Source organism: Pseudomonas sp. MWU16-30317, from assembly GCF_020515695.1.
In the GTDB taxonomy this organism is placed as follows: Bacteria; Pseudomonadota; Gammaproteobacteria; order Pseudomonadales; family Pseudomonadaceae; genus Aquipseudomonas.
On sequence record NZ_JAIWJA010000002.1, the window covers coordinates 893436 to 915368 of the forward strand.

Sequence of the window (21933 nt, forward strand, 5' to 3'; positions counted from 1 at the left end):
TCTCATCTTTGGATTCAGGAGCACTCGATGTTCAACCGTATCGGTCGCGCGTTCGCCTCTGCCGCCTTGCTCGCCAGCTGTTTGCTGGGTACCGCGCAAGCCGACGACAAGGTCATCAACTTCGGCATCATGTCCACCGAGTCTTCGCAAAACCTGAAAAGCATCTGGCAGCCGTTCATTGACGACATGTCGAAAAAGACCGGTCTCAAGGTCAACGCCACCTTCGCCTCCGACTATGCCGGCCTGATTCAGGGCATGCGCTTCAACAAGGTCGATGTGGCGTGGCTGGGCAACAAGGCGGCCATGGAGGCCGTCGACCGCTCGGGCGGTGAAATCTTCGCCCAGACCGCCGCCGCCAATGGCGCGCCGGGCTACTGGAGCCTGATCATCGCGCGCAAGGACAGCCCGATCAACTCGGTCGACGACATGCTCAAGCATGCCAAGGAGCTGACGTTCGGCAACGGTGATCCGAACTCGACGTCCGGTTACCTGGTGCCCGGCTACTACGTGTTCGCCAAGAACAACGTCGACGCCGCCACCGCGTTCAAGCGCACCCTCAACTCCAGCCACGAAGTCAACGCCTTGAGCGTCGCCAAGGGCCAACTCGACGTTGCCACCTTCAACACTGAAAGCTGGGACCGCCTGGCCGTGACCCAGCCTGACAAGGCCGCGCAGCTTAAAGTGATCTGGAAGTCGCCGATCATTCCGGCCGACCCGATGGTATGGCGCAAATCGATGCCGGACGACGACAAGAACAAGATCCGCGAATTCTTCGCCACCTACGGTGATACCGACGAAGAAAAGGCCGTGTTGAAGAACATGCAGATGGGCAAGTTTCTCAAGTCCTCCGATGACCAGTTGCTGACCATCCGCCAGTTGGAACTGTTCAAGCAGAAGTCCGAAGTCAGCGCCAGCACCACCCTCGATGCCAACGAAAAAACCGCTCGCCTCAAAGCCATCGACGACGGCCTGACCAAGCTTCAGGACCGCATCTCGGATCTGGAGAAACAAGGCAACGCCAAAGCCGGCTGAACCCGACCGCGCGGTGCTGCGGCGCCGCGCTCGAGGGGCTTTCATCCACAACCAGCAAACGGGATCGTTCATGACTACGCATGCTGCATACGCTGAAGCGGCCGGCACCCGCGGCTGGGGCCGCTACCTGGGCTGGGGCCTGTTCGTCGCCATGATGGCCTGGGCCTGGCACGGCGCTGAAATGAACCCGATAGCGCTATACCGCGACTCGGGAAACATGGCGACCTTCGCCGCCGACTTCTTTCCGCCGGACTTCCACGAGTGGCGCTCGTACCTCAAGGAAATGATCGTCACCGTGCACATTGCGCTGTGGGGCACCTTGCTGGCCATCGTCTGTTCGGTACCGCTGGGCGTGCTGTGCGCCGACAACATCACCCCGTGGTGGATTCACCAACCGCTGCGCCGGGTCATGGATGCGTTTCGTTCGATCAACGAAATGGTCTTCGCGATGCTGTTCGTGGTTGCCGTGGGGCTTGGGCCTTTCGCCGGTGTGCTGGCGCTGTGGATCAGCACCACCGGGGTGCTTGCCAAGCTGTTCGCCGAAGCGGTGGAAGCGATCGATCCGGGCCCGGTCGAGGGTGTGCGCGCTACCGGTGCCAGTGCGTTGCAGGAAGTGATCTACGGGGTGATCCCGCAAGTACTGCCGTTGTGGATTTCCTACGCGCTGTATCGCTTCGAGTCCAACGTGCGCTCGGCCACGGTGGTGGGGATGGTCGGCGCGGGCGGTATCGGGGTGATTCTGTGGGAAAACATCCGCGCCTTCGAGTTCGTTCAGACCTGCGCCGTGTTGCTGGTGATCATCTTCGTGGTGAGCGTCATCGACATCGTTTCGCAACGCCTGCGCAAGCAGTTCATCTAGCGTTTTTACCGACGGGAGAGGGTGTGAACCCTTTTTTTAGCCATGAACTTGTCTAGACAAGAACCGATGTACCAAGCGCTTGCGGATACGTTACGCAGCGAGTTGAGCCGTTTCAGCGCGGGCGACTACCTGCCTGCGGAAATCCAGTTGGCGGCGCGTTTTGCGGTCAATCGCCACACCGTGCGCCGCGCGGTCGACGAGCTGGTGCGTGAGGGCAGCCTGTTGCGTCGTCAAGGCAAAGGCACTCAGGTGTTGGGCCGGCCGCTGGTGTATCCGGTGTCCGCCGACAGCGCCTACAGTCAGTCGCTGTCGGCCCAGGGCCATGGCGTCGAAGCGATCCTGTTGCAGCGGCGCCAATGCGTGGCGACGCGCGAAGAGGCCGAGCAGCTCGGTCTCCCGGAACAGGCGCCCCTGATCGAACTGCAAACCCTGCGCCGCCTTGACGGCCAGCCGGTCAGCCTGATTCGCCACCGCTACTGCGCCTCCCGCACTGAACTGCTGGCCGACTATCAGGGCGGATCGGTGCGTCAGTTTCTGGCAGCGCGGGCGCTGGCCTTGACCCGCACCTTCAGCCTGATCGGCGCTCGTTTGCCCAGCCGCGAAGAGGCCAGCGTATTGCTGATGCCGCGTCATCTTCCGGCCCTCACCGTTCTGACTCTTTCCCGCGACACCGACGGCCATCCCGTGGAGCTTGCGCAGTCCACCAGCCGCTGCGACCGCTTCCAGTACCAGATCGTCACATGATGGAGATGCCTCTGATGCCCGTCTCATCCGCTGTCCCGTCCACCACCGCCGAGCAACACCTGCGCCAGTACTGGATCGGCGTGCTGTCCCGCGCTCGAGCCGCCGATTTCACCGCGCATGAGCCGGCCTTGCGCGATGCCGAATACCAACTGATCCGCGCGCCGGAGATCGGCATGACCCTGGTTCGCGGGCGTATGGGCGGCAGCGGTGCGCCGTTCAATGTCGGCGAAATGAGCGTCACCCGATGCGTGGTGCGCCTGGCCGATGGCCGGACCGGCTACAGCTATCTGGCCGGACGCGACAAGCCCCGCGCCGAACTGGCCGCACTGGCCGATGCCCACCTGCAAGGCCCGCAACAGGCGCGCTGGATAAGCGAGCTGATCGAACCCCTGGCGCGTGCTCACGCTGCGCGCCGAGCCCGGCAAGAAGCCGAAACCGCAGCGACCAAAGTGGAGTTTTTCACCCTGGTCAGAGGAGAAAACTGATGACTGCCACTCTTTTACAGCCCGCATTCGCCGACCCCGTGCTCGACGCTCAGCGCAGTTTTCGCGCCGCCCTCAAGGCCCTGGCGGGCCCCGGCGTGGCGCAACAGCTGCCAGCCGCGCAGTTGCCGCCCCACCTGCAAGGCCTGGCGGCTGCCAGCCACGGCTTGTGCCTTGCGCTGTTGGACATCGACACGCCGTTGTGGCTCGCGCCGAGTTTCGACACCCAGGCGATCCGCGCCAACCTGACTTTCCATTGCGGCTGCCCCATCGTCAGCGACCGGCAAAACGCGCGCTTCGCACTGCTCGACGACAGCCAACTGCATGATCTGAGCGGCTTCGACCTAGGCAACGACCGTTACCCCGATCAGTCCTGCACGCTGCTGGTCCAACTGTCGAGCCTTGAGGGCGGACGCCAGCTGGCCTGGCGCGGCCCGGGTATCCAGAACGAAAACCCGGTGGCGCTGCCTCTGACTGAAGCGTTCTGGCAGGAACGTGAAGCGCGTAACGACTTCCCCCGCGGCATCGACATGTTCTTTATCGCTGGCAATCGATTACTGGGCCTGCCGCGCAGCACCCAGGTCGCGTTTGCGGGAGGTGCCTGATGTACGTTGCCGTCAAGGGTGGCGAACAGGCCATCGACAATGCCCATAAGGTGCTGGCGAAGAAGCGTCGGGGTGACACCTCGGTCGCCGAACTCGACGTCGAGCAAATCCGTCAGCAACTGCCACTGGCCGTGGCCCGGGTCATGACCGAGGGCTCGCTGTACGACGAGCAGTTGGCAGCGCTGGCCATCAAGCAGGCCGCGGGCGATCTGGTCGAAGCGATCTTCTTGCTGCGCGCCTACCGCACGACCTTGCCGCGCTTTACCGCCAGCCTGCCCATAGACACCGCAGACATGCTGCTGACCCGGCGTCTGTCGGCCACCTTCAAGGACGTGCCGGGCGGTCAACTGCTTGGCCCGACGTTCGATTACACCCACCGTCTGCTCGACTTCAGCCTGCTGGCCGAGGGTGAATACCCTGGCCCGCAGTTGCAGGAAGATGCCACCCAGGCCCCCTGTCCTCGGGTGTTGGGCTTGCTCGCCCGCGAAGGCTTGATCAAGGAAGAGGTCGACAACGGTGCAGCCATTGCCGACATCACCCGCCAGCCGCTGGAATACCCGGCCAGCCGCGCGCAACGCCTGCAGGCGCTAGCTCGGGGCGATGAAGGATTCCTGCTGGCGCTGGGCTATTCGACCCAGCGCGGCTATGGCCGCAATCACCCGTTTGCCGGTGAGATTCGCATCGGCGAAGTCGAGGTGTGGATCGAGCCTGAAGAGCTTGGCTTTGCGGTGGCCATCGGCGCCATCGAAATCACCGAGTGCGAGATGGTCAACCAGTTCGTCGGCTCTGGCAGCGAGCCGGCGCAGTTCACTCGCGGTTATGGCCTGGCGTTCGGGCATGCCGAGCGCAAGGCCATGGGCATGGCGCTGGTCGACCGTTCGCTGCGTGCCGAGGAGTACGCCGAAGAAATCCAGTCGCCTGCGCAGCAGGAAGAATTCGTGCTGGCCCATTGCGACAACGTCGAGGCCGCGGGGTTTGTCTCGCACCTCAAGCTGCCGCACTACGTCGATTTCCAGTCCGAGCTCGAACTGATCCGCAAACTGCGCAAGCCCTTCAAGGAGCATGGCCAATGAATGCTGCCACCCAACCTCGCCCGGGGCGCGACGAGGCGTACAACTTCGCCTACCTGGACGAACAGACCAAACGCATGATCCGGCGCGGCTTGCTCAAGGCCGTGGCGATCCCCGGTTATCAAGTGCCCTTCGGTGGCCGAGAAATGCCCTTGCCCTATGGCTGGGGCACCGGCGGCATGCAACTGACGGCGGCGATATTGGGGGCCGATGACGTGCTCAAGGTCACCGATCAAGGTGCCGACGACACCACCAACGCCGTGTCGATTCGCCGCTTCTTTGCCCGCACCGCAGGGGTGGCGACCACCGAGCGTACGGCGCAAGCGACGATCATCCAGACCCGTCACCGCATCCCGGAAATGCCCTTGAGCGCCGACCAGATCATGGTCTATCAAGTGCCCAACCCCGAGCCGCTGCGCTTTATCGAACCGCTGGAAACCGAAACCCGGACCATGCACGCGCTCAACGACTACGGAGTGATGCACGTCAAACTCTATGAGGACATCGCCACTTTCGGCCACATTGCCACCGCCTATGCCTACCCGGTGACGGTGAACGATCGCTATGTGATGGACCCGTCGCCCATCCCCAAATTCGACAACCCCAAACTGCACATGAGCCCGGCGTTGATGCTGTTCGGCGCCGGCCGCGAGAAGCGCCTGTATGCCGTGCCGCCGTACACCAAAGTCGCCAGCCTGGACTTTGAAGACCATCCCTTCGAAGTGCAGAAATGGCAACACGACTGCGCCATTTGTGGCAGCCACGAATCGTTCCTCGACGAGCTGATTCTCGACGATCAGGGCACTCAGCGTTTCGTCTGCTCGGATACCGATTACTGCGCCCAGCGCGTCAGCCAGGGGAGTGATAGCCAATGATCGCGGCCCGTGCAATACATCAGGTGACAGCCACCGACCGCGCCACCGATCGGGCGCAACCCCTGCTCAAGGTGCGCGGTCTGGGCAAGTTGTATGGCCCGCAACAGGGCTGTCAGGATGTCACGTTCGAGCTGTATCCGGGCGAGGTGCTGGGCATCGTCGGCGAGTCGGGCTCCGGCAAGTCGACCTTGCTGTCGTTGCTCAGTGGCCGCTGCCCGCCGGATGCCGGCGTCATCGATTACCGGCGCAGCGATGGCCAATGGCTGGATCTGTACAGCGCCAGTGAGGCCGAGCGGCGCACCTTGCTGCGCACCGAATGGGGTTTTGTCGAGCAGAACCCCCGTGACGGCTTGCGCATGGCGGTCTCGGCGGGCGCCAACATCGGCGAGCGGCTGATGGCCCAAGGCGTGCGCAACTATCAGGCGCTGCGTGCTGCGGGGCTGGATTGGCTGAACCAGGTCGAGATCGACCCCGCGCGGATCGATGATCTGCCACGGAGCTTTTCCGGCGGCATGCAACAGCGTTTGCAGGTGGCGCGCAACCTGGTGTCCGGGCCGCGTCTGGTGTTCATGGACGAGCCGACGGGTGGCCTGGATGTGTCGGTGCAGGCGCGCCTGCTCGACCTGATGCGCGGCCTGGTGCGCGAGCTGGACCTGGCTGTGGTGATCGTCACTCACGACCTGGCCGTGGCGCGGCTGCTGGCGGATCGGCTGATGGTGATGCGTCGCTCGCGCGTCGTCGAGACCGGGCTGACCGATCAGATCCTCGACGACCCGCAACACCCTTATTCGCAGCTGCTGGTGTCCTCGGTCCTGCAACCCTGATCCGCTCATTGGAGTGCCTTTCATGAACACGCTGATCGAGGTCCGTGACCTCTCGAAAACCTTCACCTTGCACCCGCAGAACGGCGTGGTGCTCAGGGTGTTGCGCGGCCTGAACTTCTCGGTGCGCGAGGGCGAATGCCTGGTGTTGCAGGGGCAGTCCGGCGCCGGCAAAAGCACGCTGCTGCGCACGCTGTACGGCAACTATCTGCCTGCAGGCGGCAGCATTCGCATCCAGCACCAAGGCCAATGGCTCGAACTGGTGGGCGCCGAGCCCCGGCAGGTGCTGGCGGTGCGGCAGCAGACACTGGGCTATGTCAGTCAGTTCTTGCGAGTGATCCCACGGGTCTCGACCCTGGATGTGGTCATGGAACCGGCGCTGGCTCGCGGCGTACAGCGTGCCGATGCCGTGGCCCGTGCCGAGCACCTGCTGGCACGCCTGAATATCCCGCAGCGCCTGTGGCAATTGGCGCCGGGGACCTTTTCGGGTGGCGAGCAACAACGCGTCAATATCGCCCGGGGCTTCATGGTGCCATGGCCGCTGATGTTGCTCGATGAACCCACCGCCTCGCTGGACGATGGCAACCGCCAGGTGGTGCTGGCGCTGATCAATGAAGCCAAGGCCGCTGGCGCTGCGGTGATCGGTATTTTCCACGACCGCCAGGCCCGCGAAACGGTAGGCGACCGGCATCTGGACATGACCCCGGCACAGTTGACTGCCAAGGAGTTGCTCGAATGCTGAACGAACAGATTCTCACCAATGCGCGCATCGTTACCGCTGATCGGGTGTTCAACGGCACGGTGGTGCTGCGTGATGGCCTGATCAGTGAAGTCGACACCCGCCGCAGTCGCCTGCCCGGTGCGCAGGACCTCAACAACGATTATCTGCTGCCCGGCCTGGTGGAATTGCACACCGACAACCTGGAAAAACACTTGAGCCCGCGCCCCGGCGTGGACTGGCCTTCGGCGTCGGCGGTGATGAGCCACGACGCGCAGATCATCGCGGCCGGCATCACCACGGTGTTCGACGCGCTGTCCATCGGCGACGTCAACCCGAAGGGCAAGCGCATGCAGCAACTGCCGAGCATGGTCGAGGCCATTGCTGCGGCCAATGCGGCGGACATGACCCGCGCCGAGCATCGTCTGCATCTGCGCTGTGAAGTCTGCCATCCGGACACCCTCAGCGTGTTTCGCGATCTGGTGGAACAGCCATTGGTGCAGTTGGTGTCGGTGATGGACCATTCGCCGGGTCAACGTCAATTCGCGTTGGAGTCCAAATACCGCGAGTACTACATGGGCAAGTACCACATGAGCGGCGAGCAGATGGACGACTTTATCGTCGAGCAAGTGGCCAACTCCAAGACCTACAGCGACCGTTATCGTCGAGCCATTGTCGACATCTGCCTGGCGCGTGGGCTGTCGGTGGCCAGTCATGATGATGCGACGCTCGAGCATGTCGAGGAATCGGCCGGGTATGGCATGTCCATCGCCGAGTTCCCGACCACGCTGGAGGCCGCACAGGGCTGTCGACGTTTGGGCATGAGCGTGTTGATGGGCGCGCCGAATATCGTGCGCGGCGGCTCGCATTCAGGCAACATCGCGGCGGCCAGTCTGGCCCGGGAAGGGCTGCTGGATATTCTGTCGAGCGACTATTATCCGGCGAGCCTGTTGCAGGCGGCGTTCACCCTGTCGGCGCAACTCGAAGACGATGGCCAGGGCGCAGGTTTGGCGCGGGCGGTGGCGACGGTCAGCAGCGCTCCGGCCAAGGCCGCGGGGCTCAATGATCGCGGCGAAATCCGCGTCGGTCAGCGCGCCGATCTGATCCATGCTCGGGCCCACGGCACGCTGCCAGTGGTGCAACAGGTCTGGCGGCAAGCGAAGAGGGTGTTCTGATGGCAGGCAGGTTGATCTATCTCATCGGGCCGTCCGGTTCGGGCAAGGACAGCCTGCTCGATGCGGCGCGGGAGGCACTGGCCGAGCGCGGCTGTCGGATCGCGCGGCGGGTCATCACCCGTTCGGCTGAAGCGGCCGGCGAGGCCGCGCAAGCGGTCGACGTCGAGCGGTTTTTGCAGATGCAGGCGCAAGGCGCGTTCGCCCTCAGCTGGTTCGCCAACGGCCTGCATTACGGTATCCCCATCGCCATGGATGACTGGTTGGCCAGTGGCCAGGACGTGCTGGTCAATGGCTCGCGTGGGCATCTGTCGCTGGCGCGCGGGCGCTATCCCGACCTGCGGGTGGTGCTGCTCAGCGTGGAGCAGTCGGTATTGCGTCAACGCTTGCTGGCGCGAGGCCGTGAATCAGTGGACGAGATCGATGCGCGGCTAGCGCGTAATGCGCAGTTCACCTCGCAGTTGCTCGGCGCAGATCCGGGGGTGGTGATGCTGGATAATTCCGGGGTGTTGACCGGGACCGTCGCGCGTTTGCTTCACCATATCGATCGCGAGGGCATATGCGCCTGACGTTGCTCGGCACCGGCGATGCCCGGCAGGTACCGGTGTACGGCTGCCAGTGCCAGGCTTGTCGGGCGGCGCGCGATGATGGGCGTTGGCGGCGGTTGCCATGCTGTGCATGGGTGGAGTGTGGGGATCAACGCTGGCTGATCGACAGCGGCCTGACCGATCTCACTGAACGCTTTGCGCCGCGCAGCCTGAGCGGCATTCTGCAGACCCACTATCACGCCGATCATGCCCAGGGCTTGCTGCATCTGCGCTGGGGCCAAGGGCTGGTGATCCCCGTGCACGGGCCGGTGGATTCCGAGGGCCTGGCGGATTTGTACAAACATCCGGGGATTCTGGATTTCAGCCAGCCGTTTTCGGCGTTTGAGACACGCCAGTTTGGCGATTTGCGCGTTACCGCATTGCCTCTGGTGCATTCCAGGCCGACGCTGGGCTATTTGCTGGAGGGGGGTGGGCGCTGTATTGCTTACCTGACGGACACGGTCGGTCTGCCTGAGGAGACCACGGATTTATTGCGCAGGAGCACGCTGGATTTACTGGTTCTCGATTGCTCGATGCCGCCCCAGCCGCAGGCGCCGCGCAACCACAATGACCTCAATCTGGCGTTGCAGATCATTGCAGCGTTGCAACCACGTCAGGCCGTGTTGACCCATGTCGGGCACACGCTGGATGCGTGGTTGCTGCACGAGCCTCGGGAGCTGCCAGCCCACGTCACTATCGCCCGGGATGGGATGGTGCTGTAGGCCGACACTTCGGCTGAATCAGCGACGCAGGAAACGGCCGATCACCAAGGCCACTGCGGCGCTGATAGCCAAGGCTGCAACCGGTTTTTCCTTGACGAAGGTCGACACGCTGTCCAGCGCATCACCGTAAGTCTTGGTCAGTTGCCCGGATACTTCGTGACCCGCACCCTCGGCCTCAAGCTTCGAATCGCCAAACAGCTTGCCTACCGCACCTTGTGCCTTGCCGGCGACTTTCTCTGCAATGCCTTCGATCTGTTCGTTTTTCATGGTTAGGGCCTATCGGGTCTGATCATGGAATGAAGTGCAAGACGAAAGCTTGCGTCACAGGATTAGGGCGGTTGGGCGAGGGGTTAGTTCCATTCGTGGCCATCGCACTGCTCAATCATTTCCAAACCCCATCACAGCTATCACTCCCGACATCTGTTCCGGCCACTCCCCAACGCTCAACCTGTCCCTGAACCCAACCAGGAGCACGCCGCCATGTTCGCCATGCAATATAGCCATCGCCTGCCTGCCGACTACGATCTGCAGATCATCCGCCAACGCGCTGCCGAGCGGGGCCCGTTGTGGGATACCACCCCAGGTTTGCTGTTCAAGGCCTTCGTCTTGCAGCAGGCCGGTCGCCACGGTGCGACCGGCAATGTCTATGGGTCTGTGTACCTCTGGGCCGACCCGGCGGCGGCAGTGCAATTCATCGCCAGCGAGCGCTTCGACAGTGTCATCCGTTCGTTCGGCCGTCCGCCCATCGAGACCTGGTTGCCAGTCCAGGCGCTGCGTGGCCCGGCTCGACAGGCGCTGACGCTGTACCGCGATGAACAGAACGTGGCGGTCGACCCTGCCGATCCTGCAGGCGACCTGGAGCGCAATCACGCCATCGCCGCGCAGCCCGACACCGTCGCGGTATGGACCGTGCTCGACCTGCACGGCTGGCGCCGGGTGCGCTTCACCCTGTCGGCGGCCGAGCCGGATACACGCGCTGCCCAGCAGGTTTACCACGTGCTGCATCTCGCTGCGCCCGGCCTGGCAGCGCTGGGCTGATGGCGCGCTACCGCGACTGGGTGTGGCTGCATCTGGCCGTGGTGCTGGCTGGCGCGGCGGGCGTCGCCGCGTTGACCCTGGTGGCGGCAGTTATTGCGCGCTGGCTTTGAGCGCCGCGGTGAGGCTGCGCAGCGCCTGGCGCAACGGGACGTCGGAACTGTTGGCATAAAGGATCGCATCCCGTGCCGGCAGCGGCGGCAAACCTAATGCGCGCGTCACGTCCAGGGTGCCTGCCGGGGCGATCCGCAAGGGCAGGGCGGCCACCGCGAGCCCGGCCAACACGGCCGCGCCAACCGTCGCGTTGCCTGCGCCGACGAACGCCTCATGCCACGCCACACCCGCGCGATCCAATGCCTCGATCGCCATACTGCGCACACCGCAGGGCGGCGCCTGGGTCGCCAGTGGCAGCGGTTGTCCGGGGGCGAAGCTGAAGTCGCGGCTGGCCATCCAGCCGAAGCGCTCGCAGAGGATCACCTCGCCATCCTGGCGGCGGTTGTCATGCTGCAAGACCACGGCGGCGTCCAGTTGCCGATCGTCGAACTGCTGCAGGGCATCGCGCGAGGTGCTGACATGGATCTCGAACACCGTCAGCGGCTGCGTGTCTTTCAATTGCCTGAGCAAAAGGGGGAGCTCGGCACCGATCAGATGGTGGCTGATGCCGACCTTGAGCCGCTGCGCGGGCGCATCGAACGACCCCATCGCCTGCTGATGCGCCGCCAGCAGGTGCCGCGCGGCGCCGAGAAACGCCCCGCCTTGCACCGACAGCCGCACCCGCCTGGGTGTACGTTCGAGCAGGCGCTGGCCAAGGCCGGCCTCGAGCCTTTTGATCTTCAGGCTGATAGCCGATTGGGTGGTGTCCAGCGCTTCGGCCGCGCGCGTGAAACTCTTGAAATCGGCGACCATGACAAAGGCCTCAACTGCTTCCACGTCCAGTGCTTTCATGATCGGGCCATTTTCAATTCGAATGATTGATTGGTTTTAGCAGATGAAATCGCAATGATCGAATAAAGGATGCGGATGGCCGTCGCGGCCGAGCGTGTGGCGCGAGTAACCGGAGCAGCGAGCTGGCCCTTGGATATCAATTGTTTCAACTCTGTGATTAAAGTTATCGGCACCGTCTACAGATACCTATGGAGATACCCCTCAATCAGTTAGTCCCGCCATTGGCGGTGTCACAAGGAAGTTTTATGAGCACGCGCGACCCTCTGGGCTATTACGCAGTCCTGGAGTTGCACCACGAGGCCAGTGAGGAGCAGATCAAGGCTGCTTACCGGCGCAGAGCGATGGTCCTGCACCCGGACCGTAATCCTGGCAGGGACACCACCGAGCAATTTCAGGCGCTCAACGAGGCCTTCGAGGCGCTGTCCGATTCAGCGGCTCGAGCAAAGTACGACACCCCAGCAGCGGCCCCGACGGCCCCGGCGCAACCACCGCCGGAGCCGATCAAATGCTCCGCGTGCGGCAAAGTCTCGGCGCAGCCACGGGTGGCGGTGTATCGATCGGTCAGAAGCTTTTTGCTGGTGACGATACGCAAACCGATCAGCGGGGTGTTTTGCAGTGAGTGCGCCCAGAAGAAGGCGCTGAAAGCTTCGGCCACTACCTGGTTGCTCGGCTGGTGGGGTTTGCCGTGGGGGCCCGTCTACTCCGTCCAGGCGCTGTTGGACAATATGTTCGGCGGCACCCATCCGCCGCTTGAGAACGCCCGTTTGCTGGCTTATCAGGCCTACTGCTTCCATGCCTTGGGTCGGCATGACATCGCCTTCGCCATCGCTGAAGATGGCCTGAAGTTTTGCCGCAAGATCAGACCGACCTCACGCCAGGCGGCGCTGGTTATCGAGCGTGACGATCTGGATCGGCGTCTCAAGAGTTTCGTTGCTCAGGAGCGCCCGAACGCCGTTCGCTTGAAAAACTCATGGAAGCTCGCCAACCGCTTTTTCGCCTTTCACGCTGGCGCGATGGGGCTGGTAGCGGCGGCAATCACCCTGGCGATCGTCAATGCGCCGCTGTACGAGCGAACCTTCCCCAAAGGGCCTATGCCGTACTCGTCACAAGCGTTGGCGGCGGGAGCGATCACGGCGCCTTCGGCCAGCGTCGCTCGGCAAATGCCACCGCCGCCGGTTTTCGTCCGACCCAGGACGGCGCCCAACGGCAAGCCATGGCCGATGGTGGCGGGTTATCTCAACGGCGAGCCACAAACCCGAGCGGGCGGGCATTCGGAGATCACCATCGACAACGGCCAGAACGACTCGGATGTATTCGTCAAACTGGTGTCGCTGTCCGGCAATATCGCTCGCCCGGCGCGGCAGATCTTCATTCCGGCCAACGGCAAATTCACCATAAAGAGCATCGAGGCGGGCCGTTACGATGTGAGATATCAGGACCTGAAGACCGGTACCCGTTCTCGATCCGATGGGCTGACACTCTCCGAAACGGCGGATGCCCGGGGGATTCGCTACAGCGTCATGACCCTGACGTTGCAAAGAGCCAGGAATGGCAACATGGCGATCCATGATCTTGCAGAGGGAGAATTCTGAGCCTGCCAGTCACCCGTTATGCTGGGCCTGACCGCCCAGGCCCAGCACGAACGTCAAGGCAATGACCGTTATCAACAGCGCCGTCACACCCAGCCAGGCGAAATGCGCCCAGGCCACTCCGCCGGCCCAGCCCAGCACCGCGCCGCCGACGTAGAAAGAAATGAAGTACAGCGTCGAGGCCTGGGATTTGCCCGTGCTCGCCTGCCGGGACACCGAGCCATTGGCGACGGCGTGAGTCGCGAAGTACCCCACGGTGAATAGCACCAGGCCGACGACGACCAGGGGCAGATAGGGCGGGATCATCAACAGCGCGCCCCCGGCGCACAGCGCCAGTGAACCGATGGTGACGCGTTTGGGGCCATGGCGGTCGGCGAGCTTGCCCGCATAGGTGGACGCATAAATGCCCGCCAGGTAGGTCAGGAACAACGAACCGGTGACGGTCTGGCTGAGGTCGAACGGCGCCTCGGTGAGGCGAAAACCGAGAAAGTTGTAGACCATCACCAGGCTGCCCATCATCAGGAAGCCGGTGATGTAGGCGCGCTGCAGCGCCCGATTGCGCAGGTGCAGCCGGTAGTTGCCCAGCAGCAGCTTCCAGTCCGAATGCTGCACCACGAAGTGCCGGGAGCGCGGCAGCAGATAGCTGAACAGCAACGCCGAAGTGACCCCCAGTACGCCGATGGCGACCAGGCTGGCCTGCCAGCCCCAGGTGTCCGCGACGAAACCCGCCAGTACCCGGCCGGCCATCCCGCCGAACGCTGCGCCGCTGACATACACCCCGGCGGCATAGCCCGAATCCGAGGAGGCGATCTCTTCAGCGATATAGGCCATGGCGATGGCGGGTACGCCGCTGAAGGCCGCGCCTTGCAGCGCCCGGTAGAACAGGAAGGTGTTCCAGGAGTCGGCGGTGGCCGAGGCGATGCAGATTACTCCGGAGGTAATCAGCGACGCCACCATGACCGGCTTTCGGCCCAGGCGCTCGGAGACCACGCTGGCGAAGGGCATCAGCAACGCCAGCACGCCGATGTTGATCGACAGCGACAGGCTCGCTTGTGCCGGGCTGATCGAAAAGGCATGGGTGAACAGCGGCATCAGCGGCTGGACGCAATTCATCAAAGCAAATGTCGACAGCCCCGCCAAGGTCATGCAGATCGCTATTGCGCGGAAGGCTGCTGTACCGCGGGCGATCTTGTCGCTGTGCGTGCTGGAGGCAGATGAGTGCTCGGAAGGCATCCTGGGAGGGTTCCATCAGGTATCGGGTCAGGCGGGCATGGTACGCGACGTTCGGTATGGGCCAAAGGGAAAGCGATACTGATCCGGAAAATACAGTTAATAAATATAACTATTAATTGACATAACTAAAACGCAGGGATAATTTCTGCTCATCGCCTCACAACAATCGCCCCACGACAAGAGAGCAATGCGATGAGCACGTATCAGGACCGCTGGCAGACCGTGAAGGTAGAGATCGAAGAGGGCATCGCCTGGGTCATTCTCAACCGGCCGGAAAAACGCAACGCCATGAGCCCGACCCTCAATCGCGAGATGGTCGAGGTGCTGGAGGTGCTGGAGCAGGACCCAGACGCTGGAGTGCTGGTATTGACCGGCGCCGGGGAGTCCTGGACGGCGGGCATGGACCTCAAGGAATACTTTCGCGAGACCGATGCCGGGCCGGAAATCCTTCAGGAAAAAATCCGCCGCGAAGCCTCGCAGTGGCAGTGGCGGCTGCTGCGCATGTACACCAAACCGACCATCGCCATGGTCAACGGCTGGTGCTTCGGGGGCGGCTTCAGTCCGCTGGTGGCCTGCGACCTGGCGATTGCCGCCGACGAGGCCACGTTCGGTCTGTCCGAAATCAACTGGGGCATCCCGCCCGGCAACCTGGTCAGTAAAGCCATGGCCGACACCGTGGGCCATCGCGCCGCGCTGTACTACATCATGACCGGGCAGACATTCGATGGGCAGCGCGCCGCCGAGATGGGCCTGGTCAACCAGAGCGTGCCGCTGGCCCAGCTCAAGGAAGTGACCATCGCCCTGGCGCGCAATCTGCTGGACAAGAACCCGGTGGTGCTGCGCGCCGCGAAGATCGGCTTCAAGCGTGCACGCGAACTGACCTGGGAGCAGAGTGAAGATTACCTCTACGCCAAGCTCGATCAGTCGCGCCTGCTCGACCCCGAGGATGGCCGTGCCCAGGGCATGAAGCAGTTCCTTGACGACAAGAGCATCAAACCTGGCTTGCAGACCTACAAACGCTGATAGCGCCTAGCGCAATACCCCACAAAAATAATATGGGAGGGGCGTCACGTGGACTCGCACATCACACCGCAATACCGTCCGGTGGCCATCGGCTGCTCGGCCGTCGAAGTCAGCGAGCAAGGGGGTGTGCTGCACCTGTGCTCCCGGGAACCATTACAGCCGCTGCCCGCGCGCCTGCTGGATCGCCTGGTGCATTGGGCAAAAGTACGCCCGACACAGACGTTCATCGCCGCCCGTGATGCCAGCGGTGCCTGGCGTGAGGTCAGTTACGCGCAGATGCTCGAGGATGTGCGGGCCATTGCCCAGGCGCTGTTGCGCTATGGCTTGAGCGCCGAGCGGCCGCTGGTGATTCTATCGGGCAACGACATCGAGCATCAGCAGATGGCACTGGCGGCGATGTATGCGGGCATCCCTTACTGCCCGGTGTCACCCGCTTATTCGTTGCTGTCCCAGGACCTGCAGAAACTGCGGCATGTCTGCGAGGTGCTGCAGCCCGGTCTGGTGTTCGTCAGCGATGCTGGCGCGTTTGCGCGGGCCATCGATACGCTGATCGCGCCCGAGGTGCCGTTGATCGCCGTGCGAGGGGAGAGCTCGGCAAGAACGCCTGTCAGCTTTGCCAGCTTGTTGTCCGAGCCTGGTGGCGTGCAGGCCGATGCGGCCTTTGCCGCGACCGGGCCGGACACCATTGCCAAGTTTCTTTTCACCTCGGGCTCTACACAATTGCCCAAAGCGGTGGTGACCACCCAGCGCATGCTCTGCGCCAACCAGCAAATGCTGTTGCAGACGTTCCCCGAGTTTGGCCACGTGCCACCGGTGCTGGTGGACTGGCTGCCCTGGAACCATACCTTCGGCGGCAGCCACAATGTCGGCATCGTGCTCTACAACGGCGGCACGTTTTATCTGGACGACGGCAAGCCCACACCCAACGGCTTTGCCGAGACCTTGCGCAACCTTGAAGAGATCTCTCCAACGGCGTACCTGACGGTGCCCAAGGGCTGGGAGGAACTGGTAGCTGCGCTGGAGCAGAATGCCCAACTGCGGGAGCGGTTCTTTGCGCGCATCACGCTGTTTTTCTTCGCGGCGGCGGGGCTTTCCCAGAGCATCTGGGATCGCCTCGACCGGGTCGCTGAAAATCATTGCGGTCAGCGTATCCGCATGATGGCCGGGCTGGGCATGACGGAAGCAGCGCCCTCTTGCACCTTCACCACCGGGCCGCTGTCGATGGCAGGCTATATCGGTTTGCCGGCGCCGGGCTGCGAAATGCGCCTGGTGCCAGTGGGCGACAAACTCGAGGCGAGGTTTCGCGGGCCGCACATCATGCCCGGTTACTGGCGGGGCGAGGCGCGGCAAAACCACGAGGCCTTTGACGATCAGGGTTTCTATTGCTCGGGGGATGCCGTGCGCCTCGCCGATCCCGGCGATCCGCAACTGGGTTTGATGTTCGATGGCCGTATTGCTGAAGACTTCAAATTGTCGTCCGGGGTGTTCGTCAGCATCGGGCCGCTGCGCAACCGCGCGGTACTGGCGGGGGCCTCGCATGTCAGCGATGTGGTGATCGCCGCGCCGGACCGTGCGTGCCTCGGGGCGCTGGTGTTTGCACGACTGGCGCCATGCCGCGAGCTATCGGGTTTGCCGGCCACGGCCAGCGATGCCGAGGTGCTGCTCAGTGAACCGGTGCGCGCTTGGTTCAGCCGGTGGTTGCAGCAACTCAATCGGCAGGGCACCGGTAACGCATCGCGCCTTGAGTGGCTGGTGCTGCTCGACGAGCCACCGTCGATCGATCGCGGCGAGATCACCGATAAGGGCTCGATCAATCAGCGTGCGGTATTGCGCTGGCGAGCCGAGCAGGTCGATGCGCTGTACCTGGGCAGCGACTCGCGCATTCTCTATGCGCCGCGCTAGACGGGTGCCGCGTTGACCTTGTGCAGCAGTGTCAGCAGTTGACTGCGCTCTTCATCGCTGAGGGGGCTGGTCGCGATCTGGTCGCTCTCGACGGCCAGCGCCTTGAGCGGTTCCAGCAGTGCCTGGCCCTCGGCAGTGAGGTACAGGCCATAGGCGCGTTTGTCCTGGCTGGCGCGCACGCGTTCGGCCAGGCCGCGTTTTTCGAGCTTGTTGAGCAGCGGCACCAGTTGCGGCGGTTCAATGGCCAATTGCCGGGCCAGATCGGCCTGCATCAGCCCAGGCTCGCTTTGCATGATCACCATGGCGGTGAACTCGGCAGGGCGCAGATCGAATTCGGCGAGGCCGCCCACCAGGTGCTGGAACAGTTTCAGTTGCGCCCGACGCAGGGCGTAGCCGACCAGAGAATCAAGAAAACTTTGCGCAGACATGCTGACGAGGGTCCATAAATTAAGATGCTTAACTATCTTTGCACTGATACCCACTGCACAGCCACTGATTAATAGCGCTATTCAACGGATCGATAACAACAAGACCGACAACACCATGCCTGTCCGGAGGATCTTCCCCATGTTTCCCAAGAACACCTGGTACGTCGCCTGTACCCCCGATGAACTCGAACAACAGCCGCTGGGCCGGCAGATCTGTGGTGAACACATGGTGTTCTTCCGCGGCCCGCAAGGCGAGGTGGCCGCCGTCGAGAACTACTGCCCCCATCGCGGCGCGCCTCTGTCGCTGGGGCGGGTCATCGAGGGTCAACTGGTCTGTGGCTATCACGGGCTGGTGATGGGCTGTGACGGCAAGACGGTGGAAATGCCCGGTCAGCGCGTGCGCGGCTTTCCTGCCAATAAAAGCTATCGAGCGGTGGAACGCTACGGTTTTATCTGGGTCTGGCCGGGGGATCAGGCCCTGGCCGATCCGGCGCTGATCCCTCATCTGGAGTGGGCAGTCAGCGATCAGTGGGCCTATGGTGGTGGGCTTTTTCACATCAACTGCGACTACCGCCTGATGATCGACAACCTCATGGACCTTACCCACGAAACCTATGTACACGCCTCCAGTATCGGCCAGAAGGAAATCGACGAAATCGCGCCCATCACGAGCGTGTCCGGCGATGAAGTGGTCACGGCGCGGCACATGGAAAATATCATGGCCCCGCCGTTCTGGCGCATGGCCTTGCGCGGTAACAACCTGGCTGACGACGTGCCGGTCGATCGCTGGCAGATCTGCCGCTTCACGCCGCCCAGCCATGTATTGATCGAAGTCGGCGTCGCCCATGCCGGCCAGGGCGGCTATGAGGCGGATGCGAGCTGCAAGGCCTCCAGCATCGTGGTGGATTTCATCACCCCGGAAACCGAGACCAGCATCTGGTACTTCTGGGGCATGGCGCGCAACTTCAATCCCGCTGACGCCGAACTGACCGCCAGCATCCGCGAGGGCCAGGGCAAGATCTTCAGCGAAGACCTGGAGATGCTCGAGCAGCAGCAACGCAACCTGTTGCGCCATCCCGAGCGGCAATTGCTCAAGCTCAATATCGATGCCGGCGGCGTGCAGTCGCGCAAGATTCTCGAGCGTCTGATTGCCGCTGAAGCGGCGGGCGGCGGCGCCTTGATCGCGTCGTCTCACTGAGGGAGTGTGCCATGATCCAGGTCCAAGTGGTCTCCCGGCGCGAGGAAGCACAGGGCATCTGCAGTTTCGAGCTGGCCAGTGTCGACGCGGCCCCGTTGCCAGCCTTCAGCGCTGGCGCGCATATCGATGTGCACTTGCCGGGCGGGCTGATTCGTCAATATTCGCTGTGCAACGATCCGCGCGAACGCCACCGGTACGTGATCGGCGTGCTCAATGATCCGGCGTCGCGGGGCGGCTCGCGGGTTCTGCATGAGCAGATTGTGGTTGGCGAGCGTCTGGACATCAGTGCCCCGCGCAATTTGTTCGAATTGGCCAGCGATGCATCGCGCAGCTTGCTGTTCGCCGGAGGTATCGGCATCACTCCGATGCTCTGCATGGCCGAGTATCTGGCGTGCAGCGGTGCGGATTTCACCTTGCATTATTGCGTGCGTTCTCGTGAGCGTGGGGCGTTCATCGAACGCTTGCTGGAGGCTTCGTTTGCCGATCGGGTATTCCTGCATTTCGATGAAGAACCGGCCACGGCGATGCAGACGCCAGCGTTGCTCGCCGAACCCGCTGAAGGCACGCATCTGTATGTGTGCGGGCCGGGCGGTTTCATGCAGCACGTGCTGGACACCGCCCGGCAGAAGGGCTGGAAGGAGAGCACCCTGCACCGCGAGTATTTCGCCGCGGCGCCCGTCGATACCACCAGCGACGGCAGCTTTGCGATCAGGCTGGCCAGCAGCGGCGAAGAGTTTCAGGTACCGGCCGACGAGACGGTGGTGCAAGTCTTGCAGCGCCACGGCATCGAGATTCCCGTGTCGTGCGAGCAAGGCATCTGCGGGACCTGCCTGACCGGCGTGCTGGAGGGTACGCCCGAGCATCGCGATCTGTACCTGAGCGAAACGGAGCAGGCCTGCAACGATCAATTCACACCCTGTTGTTCGCGGGCCCGCAGCGCGTTGCTGGTGCTCGACCTCTAGCCTGGCTGGCGATGTTTTTTCAGGCGGTAGGCGAACTGCGCCCGGCTTAGCCCCACCGTCCGTGCGGCCGCCGCCAGGTTGCCAGCGCTCTGCTGCATGGCCTCGTTGATCAGTCGCGCCTCCAGGCCGTCGATGCTGAAGCGCTGGTCGCGTTGGGTCAGGGTGTCCAGCAGCGGTTCGAGGGTGGCCGCTGGCGGTTCGCTCAGCGGATGGGCCGTCAGGCCGCCGTCGCGGTCGATGGAGTAGCCTTGCTCGGGTAGTCGTTCGTCACGAAACAGATGCACCAGATCGATAGGTTGCCCCTCTTCGCTGGCGATCAATCCGCGCTCGACCAGGTTTTGCAGCTCGCGGATATTGCCGGGGAAGTCATAGCGCAACAGGGTTTTCAGGGCGCGCATGGTCAGCCCTGCCGGGGTGCGCTGATAGTCGCGGCACAGGCGTTGCAAAAAAGCGTTGATCAGCAGTGGAATGTCGTCGCGCCGTTGACGCAGGGGCGGCAAGGCGATGGGGTAGACGTTCAAGCGGTAGAACAGGTCTTCGCGAAAGTCGCCTCGGGCCACCGCTTGCTGCAAGTCGACATTGCACGCGGCGACGACTCGCACATCGACCTTGATGGCCTGCACACCGCCCACGCGCTCGATCTCGCGCTCTTGCAAAGCGCGCAGCAGCTTGCTTTGGCCCGCCAGACTGAGGCAGGTGATTTCGTCGAGAAACAACGTGCCGCCTTGGGCTCGCTCGAAGCGTCCGGGCCGTGAATGGCTGGCTCCGGTGTAGGCGCCGCGATCGACGCCGAACAGCTCGGCCTCGATCAAGTTGTCGGGGATCGCCGCGCAGTTCAGCGCTACGAAGGGCGCGTGGCGGCGTGGGCTCATGCGGTGCAGTTGGCGCGCGAAGAGCTCTTTGCCCACCCCGGATTCGCCACTGATCAACACCGTCGCCGGCGTCGGTGCGACCCGCTGCAACGAAAGATTGGCGGCATTGAACGCCGCACTGGCGCCGATCGGTTCCGGCCCCGGCGGTGGCGCAGATACCGGGGTGAAGCTGCTGACCACAGGCGCGGCAGTGGCGGTCGGGCCGCCACTGGCATTCAGGTACGCCAGGTCGGATTCCACGTCGCCCCATTGTTCGGCTGTCTTGCCGACGACCCGGCAATTGGCGTGGCCCATGCCACGGCACTCCACTTCGCGAAAGATCACCATGCGCCCGAACAGCCCGCTGACGAAGCCGATGGCGTAGCCCAGTTCGGTCCAGCACGCTGGGTCCTGGCCCACGCCATAGGCCGTCAGGTGTTCGTCGGCCTCGCAGGAGTGGTGCCACAAAAACTCACCTTCATAAAAGCCGCAGTCGGCATCGAACTTGAAGTGCAGTGGCTCGACTCGGGTCATGCCTTCGAGGGTGTGCAGATGGGTGCCGGCGGCAAAGATCGCGGCGGCCGAGGCCTGTGGCCAGCGTTCGCGGATCAGCCGTGCATCGCGGGCGCCGGAGAGATATCCGGTGCGGGTGAACAGGCCGCGCGCCTGCTGCAAACCCAAGCGCTCGATGATCTCGCGGCGCAATGCACCGAACGAAGAGGTGTGCAGCAACAGCATGCGCTGATCGTTGAGCCAGATGCGCCCGTCATCGGGTGAGAACAGCAGACATTCCTTGAGTTCTTCCTGAGTCGGCGAGCTGCTGGGCACCAGATCACGGCTGTCGCCCCTAGGGGAAAAATGCGCGGTGGCGACGCTGTGGTCGGGGAGCGTGCAGTGGCGGTTTTGCATTTTTATCGGGGTTTTTATCATGGTTCTTATCCCTGGGACGCGGCCTTACTGAAATGATCACCTGGCAAAATAGTTATTAAACATAACTTTATCATTTGAGCAACTGCCTTCGTGTGCCCGGCCTCTCGAGGCGTCATGTCCCTTTCAAGCGTCCCGCTCAAACCCCTGCAA

The 21933-nt window shown here is 63.1% G+C and carries 23 protein-coding genes; 18 read left to right on the top strand and 5 right to left on the bottom strand.

The window, feature by feature from the left end; all coding sequences use genetic code 11:
* Positions 1-27 precede the first annotated feature (27 nt).
* The 12 genes from phnD to phnP all read left to right on the top strand — a co-directional run bounded on the left by phnD (position 28) and on the right by phnP (position 9687).
* Complete coding sequence (phnD, locus tag LIX93_RS08995; protein WP_226503635.1) at positions 28-1032, top strand: phosphonate ABC transporter substrate-binding protein; 1005 nt, start codon at positions 28-30, stop codon at positions 1030-1032.
* 70 nt (positions 1033-1102) lie between these two features.
* Positions 1103-1891, top strand: coding sequence for a phosphonate ABC transporter, permease protein PhnE (gene phnE, locus LIX93_RS09000; protein ID WP_226503636.1), 789 nt, complete (start codon positions 1103-1105; stop codon positions 1889-1891).
* A gap of 42 nt (positions 1892-1933) precedes the next feature.
* Positions 1934-2635: a phosphonate metabolism transcriptional regulator PhnF gene (gene phnF / locus LIX93_RS09005; RefSeq protein ID WP_226503637.1), complete on the top strand. Its 702-nt coding sequence runs from the start codon at positions 1934-1936 to the stop codon at positions 2633-2635.
* Positions 2636-2649: 14 nt separating this feature from the next.
* Complete coding sequence (gene phnG / locus LIX93_RS09010) at positions 2650-3120, top strand: phosphonate C-P lyase system protein PhnG (protein ID WP_226503638.1); 471 nt, start codon at positions 2650-2652, stop codon at positions 3118-3120.
* Positions 3120-3722, top strand: coding sequence for a phosphonate C-P lyase system protein PhnH (gene phnH, locus LIX93_RS09015; RefSeq protein ID WP_226503639.1), 603 nt, complete (start codon positions 3120-3122; stop codon positions 3720-3722). The genes phnG and phnH overlap by 1 nt, the downstream gene beginning before the upstream one ends.
* Positions 3722-4795, top strand: coding sequence for a carbon-phosphorus lyase complex subunit PhnI (locus LIX93_RS09020; protein WP_226503640.1), 1074 nt, complete (start codon positions 3722-3724; stop codon positions 4793-4795). The genes phnH and LIX93_RS09020 overlap by 1 nt, the downstream gene beginning before the upstream one ends.
* On the top strand, positions 4792-5667 hold the full coding sequence (locus LIX93_RS09025) for an alpha-D-ribose 1-methylphosphonate 5-phosphate C-P-lyase PhnJ (protein ID WP_226503641.1): 876 nt from the start codon (positions 4792-4794) through the stop codon (positions 5665-5667). The genes LIX93_RS09020 and LIX93_RS09025 overlap by 4 nt, the downstream gene beginning before the upstream one ends.
* On the top strand, positions 5664-6491 hold the full coding sequence (gene phnK, locus LIX93_RS09030; RefSeq protein WP_226503642.1) for a phosphonate C-P lyase system protein PhnK: 828 nt from the start codon (positions 5664-5666) through the stop codon (positions 6489-6491). The genes LIX93_RS09025 and phnK overlap by 4 nt, the downstream gene beginning before the upstream one ends.
* Before the next feature lie 22 nt (positions 6492-6513).
* A complete protein-coding gene (phnL, locus tag LIX93_RS09035) occupies positions 6514-7230 on the top strand; it encodes a phosphonate C-P lyase system protein PhnL (RefSeq protein ID WP_226503643.1) in 717 nt (238 codons plus the stop codon).
* Positions 7224-8381, top strand: a complete 1158-nt coding sequence (locus tag LIX93_RS09040) for an alpha-D-ribose 1-methylphosphonate 5-triphosphate diphosphatase (protein WP_226503644.1) — start codon at positions 7224-7226, stop codon at positions 8379-8381. The genes phnL and LIX93_RS09040 overlap by 7 nt, the downstream gene beginning before the upstream one ends.
* Positions 8381-8947 (top strand): phosphonate metabolism protein/1,5-bisphosphokinase (PRPP-forming) PhnN, encoded by a 567-nt coding sequence (gene phnN / locus LIX93_RS09045; RefSeq protein WP_226503645.1) that lies wholly within the window; start codon positions 8381-8383, stop codon positions 8945-8947. Before LIX93_RS09040 ends, phnN begins: the two co-directional genes overlap by 1 nt.
* Positions 8938-9687: a phosphonate metabolism protein PhnP gene (phnP, locus tag LIX93_RS09050; RefSeq protein WP_226503646.1), complete on the top strand. Its 750-nt coding sequence runs from the start codon at positions 8938-8940 to the stop codon at positions 9685-9687. Before phnN ends, phnP begins: the two co-directional genes overlap by 10 nt.
* 18 nt (positions 9688-9705) lie before the next feature.
* On the opposite strand, the gene LIX93_RS09055 is transcribed toward phnP, so the two are convergent.
* Positions 9706-9954, bottom strand: coding sequence for a CsbD family protein (locus LIX93_RS09055; RefSeq protein WP_226503647.1), 249 nt, complete (start codon positions 9952-9954; stop codon positions 9706-9708).
* Positions 9955-10167: 213 nt separating this feature from the next.
* Here LIX93_RS09055 and LIX93_RS09060 point away from each other — a divergent pair, with 213 nt between their 5' ends.
* Positions 10168-10725, top strand: coding sequence for a DUF4865 family protein (locus LIX93_RS09060; RefSeq protein ID WP_226503648.1), 558 nt, complete (start codon positions 10168-10170; stop codon positions 10723-10725).
* A 90-nt stretch (positions 10726-10815) separates the two neighbouring features.
* Here the strand turns inward: LIX93_RS09060 and LIX93_RS09065 are convergent, their stop codons facing one another.
* Entirely contained in the window at positions 10816-11667 is an 852-nt protein-coding gene (locus tag LIX93_RS09065; RefSeq protein WP_226503649.1) for a LysR family transcriptional regulator, read from the bottom strand.
* A 245-nt stretch (positions 11668-11912) separates the two neighbouring features.
* On the opposite strand from LIX93_RS09065, the gene LIX93_RS09070 reads away from it, so the two are divergent.
* Positions 11913-13259, top strand: a complete 1347-nt coding sequence (locus LIX93_RS09070) for a J domain-containing protein (RefSeq protein WP_226503650.1) — start codon at positions 11913-11915, stop codon at positions 13257-13259.
* 9 nt (positions 13260-13268) lie between these two features.
* On the opposite strand, the gene LIX93_RS09075 is transcribed toward LIX93_RS09070, so the two are convergent.
* A complete protein-coding gene (locus LIX93_RS09075) occupies positions 13269-14489 on the bottom strand; it encodes an MFS transporter (RefSeq protein WP_226503651.1) in 1221 nt (406 codons plus the stop codon).
* A 192-nt stretch (positions 14490-14681) separates the two neighbouring features.
* Between LIX93_RS09075 and LIX93_RS09080 the strand changes: the two genes are divergently transcribed.
* Positions 14682-15512, top strand: coding sequence for a p-hydroxycinnamoyl CoA hydratase/lyase (locus tag LIX93_RS09080; protein ID WP_226503652.1), 831 nt, complete (start codon positions 14682-14684; stop codon positions 15510-15512).
* Positions 15513-15560: 48 nt separating this feature from the next.
* The gene (locus LIX93_RS09085; protein ID WP_226503653.1) at positions 15561-17414 is read left to right on the top strand and encodes a feruloyl-CoA synthase; all 1854 of its coding nucleotides are present in this window, start codon (positions 15561-15563) and stop codon (positions 17412-17414) included.
* Here the strand turns inward: LIX93_RS09085 and LIX93_RS09090 are convergent.
* A complete protein-coding gene (locus tag LIX93_RS09090; RefSeq protein WP_226503654.1) occupies positions 17411-17842 on the bottom strand; it encodes a MarR family transcriptional regulator in 432 nt (143 codons plus the stop codon). The genes LIX93_RS09085 and LIX93_RS09090 overlap by 4 nt on opposite strands.
* A gap of 139 nt (positions 17843-17981) precedes the next feature.
* Here LIX93_RS09090 and LIX93_RS09095 point away from each other — a divergent pair, with 139 nt between their 5' ends.
* Positions 17982-19040, top strand: coding sequence for an aromatic ring-hydroxylating dioxygenase subunit alpha (locus LIX93_RS09095; RefSeq protein ID WP_226503655.1), 1059 nt, complete (start codon positions 17982-17984; stop codon positions 19038-19040).
* 11 nt (positions 19041-19051) lie between these two features.
* Positions 19052-20002: a PDR/VanB family oxidoreductase gene (locus LIX93_RS09100; protein WP_226503656.1), complete on the top strand. Its 951-nt coding sequence runs from the start codon at positions 19052-19054 to the stop codon at positions 20000-20002.
* Here the strand turns inward: LIX93_RS09100 and LIX93_RS09105 are convergent.
* Positions 19999-21762, bottom strand: a complete 1764-nt coding sequence (locus tag LIX93_RS09105) for a sigma-54-dependent Fis family transcriptional regulator (RefSeq protein WP_226503712.1) — start codon at positions 21760-21762, stop codon at positions 19999-20001. The genes LIX93_RS09100 and LIX93_RS09105 overlap by 4 nt on opposite strands.
* Positions 21763-21933 lie beyond the last annotated feature (171 nt).